Here is a 13,094-nt window from a genome sequence, read left to right on the forward strand (position 1 = left end):
CGTTATTATATTAAAAATCTATCAACATTGTTTATTGTATACTAAAAAATCGTTCGCAAGCCGTCAGTAAAGAATTGCTTACCTTTTCTTAATACAATTGCACAAATGTAAAAATACGGTAAAACTGATCTTTTTCAAGCAAGTTAAAACGCGAATTGCTGGTAGCTTAATTATTTAGCTGCTTCTTTACGCAATTTATTTTCACTGATCGCTGTGTAAAACAGAAAGATTAAAGCAGCAAAGGAAGCAACATATAAGACCGAGTTGCTGGCAATCCAGCCAAACTTGTCAACCAGAATACCAATTAAGGCTGTTGCCAGAGTTTCACCAAAAATATACTGAAAGAAGCCCATGAAACCAGTCGAAGCACCTACAGCATATTTGGGAACAACCTCATTAATCATTAGACCTACAAGAGTCAATGGAGCGTATATTAAATTACCCATAATAATCAGCGCAATAATAATTAAAGTATGATTATTACTGAAAAAGTAAAACGTTAAACAAATTAGCGTCCCAATCACGCATGCAATTGAAACTAGTGCGCGGCGTCCTTTGAGAGCGTCCGAAATAGCACCAATAATGATTACTCCGGGAACTGATGCCAATTCAAAAATACCAATAACCCATTTGGCAGCTGCAGGATCAAAACCTTTATTTTGAACTAAATATGATGGAATCCAGCTTTGAATCCCATAGCGAACAAGGTAAAGCGACATTGACGTCAGGGTAACAGCCCAAACTAACTTATTTTGTAAAATGTATTTGACAAAAATTTGACCAACACTTAAATCCGTTTGATCGGCAGTAGAAACCTGACCGTTATCCAAAATGACTTTATCACCTGTATAAGTAGAAATATCCGGTAAGCCTACAACTCTAGGCCTATCAGCTCCTAAAACCAAAATTAGGATACAAATTAGAAATGAAATTGCAGATGACGTATAAAAGACTGCGGGTATTGAGCCTGAAAACAAGAAAACAGCCAATTGAACAATCGCAACACAAATAAATGATCCGGCATTATGAGCGGAAGACCAAATGGAATACATTGTTCCTCTCATTCTAGGTCCCCACCACAACTGAATCATTTTTTGGCATGCGGCAGCACCCATTCCTTGTGTAACAGCCATTAAGAACATTAACAGCATCATTAAATACAGGTTACGTGTTGAACCTAAAAAGATATTTAATATTGCTGATAACAAAAGTCCCATCATTAAGTAACGGTTAGAATCACATTTATCCGCTAAAACGCCCATAAAAAGCTTTGCGACTCCATAGCCAATACCAAAACAAGATAAAATCAAACCAATATTAGCAGTAGTAAAATGATATTCTTTCATAATATCATTCTGTTCAGTTGTAAAAACCAAGCGAATAATGTAATAACCAATGTAACCTATACATGTTGCTAGCAAAACCCCGAATTGTCTCCACCTGTAGGTACTGGCAATTTTAGCTTGAGGAACCAACCTATCTGAGTCAGGTTGTTTCATAATCCATTTAAACATGATGTAACCTCCTTCTATTAAATTTATGATAGCACTTTCTTGTATTTTACAATAGTGTTGCAATATCAGACTCCTAACAAATCTGCTATTTTTGTTAATCATTTTGCTTAAATCAATTGCTAAATGAAAATTTTATTAAATTTATTTGGTTTTAGTTATAAAAACTTTGTTATCTAAATGATAAGTAGCATTGTATTTTTAAGTCCTGTTATGTATAAACTAATGATATTATAATCGCAATAATTGACATTTATATAGGCATCTACTAAATTGATAATTGTATAGCAGTTGCAAATAAGAAAGGACATTTGTTATGTTAGGAAAGAATAATAACAATGAACGGGTGAAAAAAATGGCAATGCAAGCTAAGCAAGACCATTTCTCAATTCGTAAATTGAGTATTGGCGCTGCCTCAGTATTGCTTGGCTTTACTTACCTAGGACTTAGCAGTAAAACAGTTAGTGCTGATACTGTTATTCCACCCCAACAAATAAGCAAAAAGTCAAAAGTAACAGCAAAAATTGACGCTCAGGCAACTCCCACTCCTACTCCTAGGGATAATGCTGCTCAAAATTCAACTACTGCTACTAATAATATGACCAAAACCACAAAGCCAGAAAGCGAACCAAATTTAGGAACGTTTTCTGGCTTAAGTTCTTTTTTAAGGGAAAATAGCAGCAACAATGAGCAAAGTAATGCAGGGGGCAAAACGGACGGCGAAGACACCAACGCGGTTAAAGATGACAAACAGAATTCTGTCACCGGCAATATGCAAAACGATAATGCGCAAAAAAGCCAAGATGGAATGGTTGATTCTACCGTAGTTAATATTTCGGATAGTATTCAACCTGAGCAAAAGCAAGACAGTTTAACTGCTAAAATCAACAATAGAGATTTAAGAGATGTTGGCGAAAAAAGAAGCGTGGGTAACTGGAAGGACTTTACTGGAGCTCTAGCAGATAGTAATGTAAGCGAGATTGATATCACCAATAATATTAGTGCTGACAAAGAGACAGGTCATAATCGCTATACTTTACAGGGCAGAAATTTATTAATTAAGTCTGCAGGTAATGCTAAATATACCCTTGATTTCAAGAGCAACCACCCTACTCTTTCCAGTAACTCTTCTCTAGATATTACTTACGAGAACTTAATACTTAAAAGTACCGACTACTATGGTGTCATTAATGCCTCTAATATGAATAGAGGACAAACAGCTAAAATCACTTTTAGAAATATTGATTTTTATGGTTCACAATTAACATATACCAAAAATAATACTGATATTATTTTTGAAGGCCAAATTCACGCTGAAACTGTCAAAATTCCAAGCAATATTGGCGGTTGGTTTGACGGTAATAATCAGCAACTTTTAGAATTCACCAATAGCAATAATAGCATTACTTTTAAAGCGGGTTGCCACTTTGACGGTTCAACATTTGGCGGCACCTTGATTGAAATGAGAGGAGAAGGCAATTCTCTTAATGTTGAAGAAGGAGCAGTTGTTAACCTGACCCCACTTAAGACGTATGATGGCTCAAATGGTGCTAATAACAGTGAACACGGCAATCCAGTCAGTGCCATCTTCATTAGTGACGATGCGCAAGTAACTGTTCACGGTCAGGTGAACATTAACATCGGACAAAGTGAAGGAATTAATTATGTGGGCAAACAAAATAATGGTCAAGCCAGAGCTATTTACCTAGATAACGCCAAATCAAAGGTAAATATTAGCAAAAATGGTGCAATTACCGTTAACACGAATGGTAATATTTCAACTAAAAATAAGCAAAACCTGATTTATATTGGGGGCGATTTTGCTATTAACTCTGGCGGTGCTCTCAAGATTACTGGACAAAACATGGGCAATTATACTGGTTCACTAGTGCAAATTGATGGTACAGCTAACGTGCAAAACGGTGGCTTTGAAATCCAATTAGTTGGTGATGCTGGTACTGGTGGAATAAAATTGGTTGATGTGGCCAATACCGGGCAATTGATTGTTAATAACCCTACTTCTCTTGTGTTGGACGCCCATCTGAATAACAATGACCGCACCAGCATTATCGGTGATAATAAAATCACGGTCACAAATGTTCGCCAGTCCTTAAACCTTGGTGAACTGTTAAATGGATCTGCTCTTGGCAGCAACTTAGTCTTGCCGCCTTTTCATGTTTTACAAGTTGAAAAAGCCGCTAAAACTGTTGCAGTTAACAATTTGGAAGTTTTAAACGGTCAAAGAATCTTCGACTTAGAAAAAGCAAAAAAAGATAGTCCACAGCTTAATGCTATTCTCAATAATGCGCCTGAAAACTTCCAGGAATTGCTACAAAAGTACAATCATCAAAGCTATGACCAGCTATTTCGGGCTATCGTCGAAGCAGCATTTTCCGATAAAGACAACCCAAGCTACAATAACATCAGATTTACACCGGCTAATCAAAGCGGCTTCTTAGACATAGACCCAGAAGATGTGACGGTAACTAGTCAGGAAGATGGTTCAAAACTAGTCAAAAGCCATGTATTATACTATGATCCTGCAAAAGATGGTCCTGATAGTGACAGCTTTTTTAAAAATATCTTACCTGGTGGTACCGAAGCCTATGTTTTAGCCAGGTTTAAAGATAGTGGTGTATACAAAAATGGTCAAGCTGTTATTGATTCCACCATAGCTAATCCATACGCTGAAACAGTTGATACTTATCGCGGTGAAGCAAATGATTTGGCAGCATTACCTACCAAATTTGCCGCTAAAGTTGCTCCTGATGGTACCTTCACCATTACCATTCCTGCCGAAATTACTACCAGGATGGCTAAAGACGCCACAATTCAACTAACTCCACATGCGAACTTTATTGAATACAGTCCGTTAGACGTTGCCAGTGGCGACCGACCTACTATAGTTAGTCTGGGAATTAAACCATTTAGTGCAATACAACAAGAAGCCGCTCAGGCAATTATAGCTGCTATTAATGCTGCTAAAACCAATAAGCCAAGTAGTTTGACTGCAGATCAGGAAAAAGCATTCACTGACGCACTGAATGAAGCCGCTAAGTATGCTGCAAATAGTAGGGACAGCAATTATGATTCCGGCAAATCAGTTTACGGGGTGCAACCTTCCAAGACTGCGATTAGCGAAGTAAATAATAGAAAAAAGACGGTTTTAGACTTGGTTGAGAAGGCTATACAAACAGCCCAAAGTCAAGCAGAGTATGAAAATGCCAAAAAGGATGCAAAAGATAAGTTAGCTAGCCAGGCTAATGAGCAAATTTCTAAGTTTCCTTCACAGACAGAAAAAATAAATGCAGCAAAAGATAAGGCAATAAGAACTGTTGATGCTCCGGAAACAAACGCTACCAACATCGATCAGGTTATTAATGACGGTATTAATGCCATTAATCAAGCAGGAAAAGATTACCGAGATAATGTAAAAACTGATATTAACCAGTCAATTACAAAAGTCGAAAATGGTATTGACGCAGTCTCAAAGGATGAGAATGTTAAATCACCGGTAGACGAGTTAATTAACGGTATAAAAGACAAGCTCAAGCGGCCAAAAGAAATTGTTGCTCCTGACGGTGATCTTGATCAAGACGATAATGAAGCGGCTATTAATAACCATCAAAAAGAAGCCAAAGCTCTACTCCCAAGTGTGCAAGATACTATTGATGCAATTGCAGCATTAGAAGCTGCTGCTAAAAAGCAAATAGCACAGTATGGTGATGATCGACCTGAAATTCAAGATGCTTTAAATCAAGCTATCAAAGATATTCTTAACAGCAATAATCCTAAAGATGATCTTAACAATGGTATTGATAAGATTAATGGCACACATACGGATAAAGTAAAAGACCAAGCAGCAAAAGATATTAAGGAGACAGCTGCTCAAGCTAAAGAGCGGATTAAAAACTCTGGTTTACCTGAGGATGAACAAAAACAATATCTTGATGAAATAGACCAAGTGGTTGCTGATACGACAACTACAACTGGTGATACCAGTAAATCTATTTACGGCACTGATGATGACGAAATTATCAATAAGAGAAAAGCTGCTGCTAAAAGTTTAATTAACAAAGCAGCTGCTAAAGCAGAAATTGTTGGTTATACTAAAGTCTATGAAAATGTCCTCGGTCAAGTTGGCAAAGCCGAAACCGCCATGACAGATGCCTTAGCGGCAATTGATAAAATTGAAGATAATGCTGCAAGTAGTCAAAATATTGTCCAAGCAGAAAAAACAGCTAAAGAAAATATCTTAAACGCATTTAAAGAAAATGCTAAAGCACAAGTTAAACAAGATGCAGATACTGCTAAGACCAATTTAGGAGTAACTAAAGAAACTAGTATTGATGATGCAGTCACCAATGCCGGTAACACGATTGACAGTCACAATTCTGCTACTGATATTAAACAGGACATTATTGATGGTAAAAAGAATGTTTTAGACGCTTATAAGACGGCTGCTAAAGCGCAAGTTAAACAAGACGCAGATGAAGCAAAAAGTAATTTAGGGGTTGACCAAGAAACTAATATTGATAACGCGGTCACTAATGCTGCCAACACGATTGCTAGCCATGACTCACTTACCGATATTAAACAAGACATCATTGATGGTAAAAAGAATGTTTTAGACGCCTATAAGACGGCTGCTAAAGCGCAAGTTAAACAAGACGCAGATGAAGCAAAAAGTAATTTAGGGGTTGACCAAGAAACTAATATTGATGAGGCTGTCACTAATGCTGCCAACACGATTGCTAGCCATGACTCACTTACCGATATTAAACAAGACATCATTGATGGTAAAAAGAATGTTTTAGACGCCTATAAAACTGCTGCTAAAAACCAACTGGAAGCAATCAAAAAAGATGTTATTGCTAAAATTCAAAATAACCCTAACTTAACGGCTAAAAATAAAGATGAAGCCTTGAATAAAGCCAATGATTTGCTTACTGGAGATCAGGGATATTACGACCGCATTGATAACGGAAAAACTCCAGCAGACATTGACAAAGCTACCAAAGAAGGTACTGCTGCATTAAACGATTTGCTTAACGAACAGAACATCAAGGGCCAACGCAATCAAGCTATTACGGATATTCAAACTGCTAGAGACAAAGCAATTGCTGAAATTAAGGGCAATAAGAACCTGAGTGATGCAGATAGTACTAAGTATCAAGATCTAATTAACGCTGCAGCCGATAAAGGGATTGCCAATGTTTCTCAAGACGAAGATGAAAATGCAATTGAAACAGATCGAGACAATGCTATTAAAAATATTACAGACTATCAGAATAATGCCGCGAATGCTGCTACCAATAATTTAGATCAACAACGTCAAACTACAATTACAGAAATTGAAAACGCAGCTCAAGCAGCTAAAGACAAAATTGATGGCTTTGCTGACTCCGATTTAAGCCCAGAAGATAAACAACATTTTAAAGAACTGATTGCTAAAGACTTAGCTAATGCCAAGGCAGATATTAATGCAGCTAAAGACACTGATGGTATTAATTCTGCCAAGCAAGCTGCTAAAGATAGTATCAACAAGGACTTGGCAGCTGCTCAATTGGCGGTCGCTAAATCTCAAGCAAATAAAGCTTTGCAAGCCGAGAGAGAAAAAGACTTAGCCACTATTAATCAGGCTTTTGAAGATAATAAAATTAATAGCGAGCAAAAAGGCGCCTTAACAAGTAAGATTAATGGCTTCTACGAAACAGCAACCAACAAGGTTTATAATGACTTTACCATTGACCAAGTAGTTAAAGATAGAGATGACGGCGTTGCTGCTATGGCTAATGTTGCTGGCAGTATTGCAAGCGAAGAAGCAAAATTCTTAGAGCAACAAAAAAATGAGGCATTAACTAACCAAGATAATGGACTAAATTCTTTAGCTGAAACAATTCGTGCGGATATCGAACAAAATCCTAACCTTTCCGGTCAGGAAAAGAATAACTATTATGGAGAAATTGCTACAGCATTAACGACAGCAAAAACTAATATTCAAAATGCCACGACTAAAGAAGAAATTGCTGCAGCAGCTAATGCTAGTCGCGAGGCCTTAAATAAAATTCGCGATAAAGCAGCCCTAGAGTCAACTAGAAATGCTGCCCTGAAAGAATTATTGAGTGTTTACAATGATGTAAACGATAAAATTTTAGGTTTACAAAATGTCAATAGTAGTACAAAAGACGAGCTAATTAAGCAGTTAAACGATGATTACAATGATGCAGTTAACAAAGTTAAGAATGCTCCTATTGATCGAGTTGATACTGAAAAGCAAACAGGCAACGATAACATGCGTAAGGTAATCCGGGATGCTCAAAGCCTTGATACCAATATTAATAACGCCAAGAACGAAATTGATAAAATTGCTACACAAGCAATTGACAACATTAATCAGTCTTCAATGTCTGATGCTGATAAGAGCCAGACTATCTCAAAAATAAATGACGAACGGGATAAGGCTAAGCAAAATATAGAGTTGCAAAAGACTAATGAGGCAGTTGATCAAGCTAAAGGCGACGGCAAAAATGCTATTGACCAAGTAATAGCAGATGCTACTGCTGCAGATTTGGCAGAGGCCAAAAATAACAGCGAAAAAACTATCAACAGCGCTGCTCAAGAAGCAATTAATAGGTTAAATTCTTCCTATAATTCGCTGAGCGAAGAAGAACAGGCTGACACTAAACCCCGATATAATCAGGCAATCACAGCTATTAATCAGGCTGCTGCTGATGCTATCAACAAATTACAAAAAGTCAAAACCAAAAATGACGTCAATAAAATAACTACCGATACTATTACTGCCATTAATAAAGCTGAAGCAAGCGGCAACTTGGCAATTACTAAAGCGCAAGCTAGAAAAACTATTAAAGATGCTGCTAACGAAATCAAGAATAGCCTGAAAGATAAAGCAGATCAAGATAGCGTTGATTCAATCATTGATACTGCTAATTCAGCCATTGATGCGGCCGAAGAAAGTAATTCAGTCTTGGACATTAAAGATACTGCTATTAAGCAGATAAAAGCTATTAAGTCTACTGCAGATGATAAATATGCTCAGGAAATTAAACAGGCTAAAGCCGCTGCTATTAAAAAGCTTACTGAAGAACTCAACGGCCAAACTAATAATCCTGCTGTCCTGGGAATCTTATCTCAAATTGACCAAATTGCAGGTTTAAGCGACGAAGAAAAGGACAAATATAAGAGTCAGGCAACGGATGCTAAAAATTTAGCTGTTAACCAAGTTAATGGTCAACAAACTGAAAACGATATAGATTCTGCTAAGAATACTGGAATTATTAACATTGACAAAGCTTTGAGTGCTGCCCAATTACAAGCTGCTAAGAATAATGCCAATAAATATTTAGAAGATATTGCCGAAACAGCTAAGAATGATATCAATAGTATTGACCAGTCAGCCTTAAATGACGAAGAAAAAGCCAAATTGATTGAACAAATCAATTCAAATAAAGAAACGGCTATCCAAAATATTTATCAAGCGCAAACTCCAGCTGAAGTTGAAAAAGCTAAAGCAGCAGGCGAAGGTGCAATTAATGGTATGGTGCAAAATGCCAAGAATAATGCTGCTTTACTGGAAGAACAAAATGTCGCATACAATAAACTGGTCGAACAAGCGCAGAAATTAAGCGAACGCTTAAACGATGACCTGTTGCAAAATAAACTTGATCAAAGTCAGGTTGACGAATTAAGCAATGCTATTAGCGCAGCTTTAAGCACTGCTAAAACCAAGATTTCTGCTGCAACTGCTCAAGATAAAATCAATGATGCCAGAAGTAAAAGTGAGACTACTCTTAACAACATTGGCAGTGATATTGATAAAGAAGAAGCCTTAACTAAAGCTCTAAACGATCTACAAACTGCTGCCACTAGCGCTAAAGCTAAAGCTGCTAAAACTGAAGACAGCGCTGTCGCTGAAAAAATGAAAGCCCAAATAGACCAAGAGCAAAAGAAAGCTGCTGCTAATATTATTGCCGCTAGAAATAATAAGCAAAACACTATTACGCAAATTCAAGCAGCGGCAAGTGAGGGCATTAACACAATTAGCAAATTAGGTGATGACTTTGATAATAAAAATCAAATAGTTAAGAGCCTGAAAGAATATTCTGCAAGTGCCAAAACTGATATTGATGGTTTAGACTTAGCCGGTAATGATGTCGCTAGCGGATATAATAATATTGAACGAGTTTTAAATAACTTTATTAGTTTAATTTATGCCGGTACAAGTGATAAGCTGTCACAGTTAGAACAAGATGCCAAAACAAATATTGATCAGGCCAAGTTGCCTAGTCAACTGACTGCGGAAAAAAATAATCTGATTAACAAGTTTAAGGAATACCTTAAAAATAAAGGGGAAATTGCCAGTGTGGCAACTAATCTAGAGCAAGAGCAAATTGAAGAACTGCAAAAGCAACTTGATGAAGCCGTCAATAGAACCATAGATAAGATTGCGGGTGTTAAACTTGAGAATACTTACGAAAATGCACTAGCACAAGCTCAAAATGCCCAACAAGGTAAAGCTCAACAGGATGAAATTCCTAATTTCGGTAAAAAGGAAATCGACCGTATTTTCCAAGTTGCGCAAGAAAAAGCCGAAATAGTCAAAGCTAAACAAGAGGCAATCTCTCAAGTCGAACAAGCTCAAAAAGAAGCAAATGATGCAATAGAAAAATCAGGTTTGTCACCAGAGGATCAGCAAAAGCAGAAAGACCAAATAAAAACTATTGTTGAGCAAGCAAAAACTGACATTAATTCTGTTCAACAATCTGAAACAGAGGCTAAAGACCAAATAAATGGCAAACGAGATCAAGCAGTTGACAAGTTCAATGCTATTAAGGATCAAGCTGCCCTAGCTGGTCAAAAGACAAAAGCTGAAGATATTCTAAAGGATAAACAGACTAAGGCCCATAATATAATTGATCAATCTCAGTTAACTGCCGAGCAGAAGAAGGCAGCTAAAGCTGCAATTGATGATGCTTATCAACAGAGTTTCCAGAATATAGAAAAGGCTACAGCAATTAGCGACATCCCAGATGAAGCAAACATTGGTCAAAATATTGATCGTCTGTTAACTAAACCTGAAACCGGCACTGAACCAGAATGGTTTAATGATGAACAAAAAAATGCTTTTGCAGGTGCTAATGGTGTGACTGGACTCAAAAACGCCTACAAGACATTAAAAGACAGATTAAAAGATAAACTGGCTCAAGAAGTGCTAGATCGTATTGATGAACAAATAAAAGCTATTGATGAAGCTCAAAATATCCAGACTGCCAGTGCTGCTTATGATGAGGCTATGACTATTATCAATAAGGAAAATGCTAAAGCTGACATTGACGAAGAAGCTGATAAGATTACTAAAGAAATTGACGGTAATGATAAATTATCAGCTGAATCAAAAGACAGGCTAAAAGAGCAAATTAAAGATGATAGTCAAAAGGCCAAGGACAAAATTGATGCAGTTACTGCTCCTAAAGCTGATACATCAGGCAAAAAGGACCAGATTGATAAAATCACCGAAACCGCCAAAGATGATATTAACAGCGCCGGTAATGCTGCCAAAAATGAATCCATTAGTTTACTTAAAGTAGAGGTAAATAACGATTTGGCTGATAAACACCAAAAAGCAGTTGCTGAACTAAAAGACAAGTTTGGTGAAAATGCCGATACCACCAGCGTTGATCAAGCATACCAGGAGCATTCACGCGTCAATGGTGATTCACCTGCAGATATTGCAGCTGATAAGATTGCAGCTGAAAAAGAAATAGCTAAAGGTTCGGTAATTGACACCGCTACTAACGCTAAAAACCAAGTTGATAAATTAAAACATCAGGATGGCAGCGATTATACTGATACTGAAAAGCAGGCAATTAAAGATTACATTGACCAAGAAGCAGCTAAAGCTAACTCAGATCAAACGGGCACTATTGATCAAGCTCAAGATTCAACTGGCATAGAAACTGCCAGAAAGGATGCAGTTGACAAGATAAGCAGTATTATTATAAGTGATAGTAAAGAACTTGAAGATGTTTTAAACAACAACAGCAAAGTACAAGAAGAAAGACTAACAGCTGCCTATGATTCCGCTGTTAAACTTCTCAAAGACAGATTTAAGGACAAAGCAAATACGACCAGCATTGATCAAGCATACGAAAGTGCCAAAGATGCTCTCAATAATTCTATTAACGCAGATAAGCTGGCCGCAACAGAGTTAACTGGTGAAAAAGAAATAGCTGCTGGAGCTCTGGCAGACGCACAAAATGCAGCTACAAGTGAAATTCAGTCATCAAGCAAATACACTGAGCAAGAAAAGAAAGCTATTATTAACCAAATTAATACTGATCTTAATACTGCAAATAATGCGCTTAATCAGCCTGAGGTTAATGACAGTCAGACAATTACTAAACTGCGTGATGATGCTATTAACCAAATTTATCTTGATGCTACAGATTCTGCTACCATTGACCATATTCTTCATGATAATAGTCAGCACGAAAATAATCATAGCTCTACTACTCAATCTGTCCCTGCCCCAGTTGACAATAAACCTATTGATAATACTGGCAAGGAAGAAAAAGAAGAACCAGAACTTGATTTAAGCCATAGCGAAGAATTAGCTTTAATGCACAATGCCTACCTATATGACGAAAAAGGTCAACGTGCTAACAAAGTTGTCCTTGGTGCCGGTTCAATCATTACTTCGTACGGTATAAAAGAAATTAACGGGAAACACTATTACATTCTGGTTGATAGAGGCAATAAGAACCAGGTCTACTATGTTGCTATTGGCAATGTAGTTTCAACCAGTCGAAAATTAAAACATAATGCTTATGTCTACAATAAACATGGCAAACGAATTAAGAAAGCGGGTGTGTTAAGAAAAGGCAATAATATTAATACGTATGGCAGTGCAGTAACCATTCGGGGCAAGAAGTACTTCATTATTGCTCAAAACCGTTTTGTTAAGGCTACAAATATTGCAATTCAAAAAACTGCAGTTACAGCTGTTACAGCAATCCCGGTCAACGAACCTGTGACTGAAAAGCAGCAACCGGTGGTCGAAAAGACTATTATGCATAATTCATATCTGTATGATCAAAACGGCAAACGTGCTAATAAACTGATTATTCTTGCAGGTTCAACTGTTAATACGGTTAATTTCCAAATGATTAATAATAAAGGCTACTACATGTTAGACGATGGCTTATTCATTGCCGCTGCAAATATTGACGCTAAGAAACTTAAGCTGAAACATAATGCTTACGTTTACAGTCAACACGGTATTCGGATAAGTAAAAAAGTTTTACATAAACATAAAGTTGTCAAAACATACGGCAGCGCAGTCAGAATCAACAATAAGAAATATTATATTATTGCTAAAAACAAATATGTTGAGCAAGCTAACTTTAAATAGTTAACTTAGTTTAAATAAAATAGCCCTTGAGTTATTGAAACTCTAGGGCTATTTATTTGCTTAACAAAATTAAAAAGAGTTGGCAAATTTCATTAGCGTGATTAATTTTTCAGATTAACACATTTATTCCAACTCTTTTTATTTTAAAT

The 13,094-nt window shown here is 36.8% G+C and carries 2 protein-coding genes; one reads left to right on the forward strand and one right to left on the reverse strand.

Going from position 1 to position 13,094, the window contains the following annotated elements:
- Window positions 1–170 precede the first annotated feature (170 nt).
- Complete coding sequence (locus DLD54_RS07145; protein ID WP_109918734.1) at window positions 171–1,514, reverse strand: MFS transporter; 1,344 nt, start codon at window positions 1,512–1,514, stop codon at window positions 171–173.
- A gap of 313 nt (window positions 1,515–1,827) precedes the next feature.
- On the opposite strand from DLD54_RS07145, the gene DLD54_RS07150 reads away from it, so the two are divergent.
- Window positions 1,828–12,945 (forward strand): SLAP domain-containing protein, encoded by an 11,118-nt coding sequence (locus tag DLD54_RS07150; RefSeq protein WP_109918735.1) that lies wholly within the window; start codon window positions 1,828–1,830, stop codon window positions 12,943–12,945.
- Window positions 12,946–13,094 lie beyond the last annotated feature (149 nt).

Source organism: Lactobacillus helsingborgensis, from assembly GCF_003173695.1.
Taxonomy (GTDB): Bacteria; Bacillota; Bacilli; order Lactobacillales; family Lactobacillaceae; genus Lactobacillus; species Lactobacillus helsingborgensis.

Bases quoted from the DNA above. Each gene is read 5' to 3' on its own strand.
- DLD54_RS07145 (WP_109918734.1), bottom strand. From the start codon at position 1,514: ATGTTTAAATGGATTATGAAACAACCTGACTCAGATAGGTTGGTTCCT.
- DLD54_RS07150 (WP_109918735.1), top strand. From the start codon at position 1,828: ATGTTAGGAAAGAATAATAACAATGAACGGGTGAAAAAAATGGCAATG.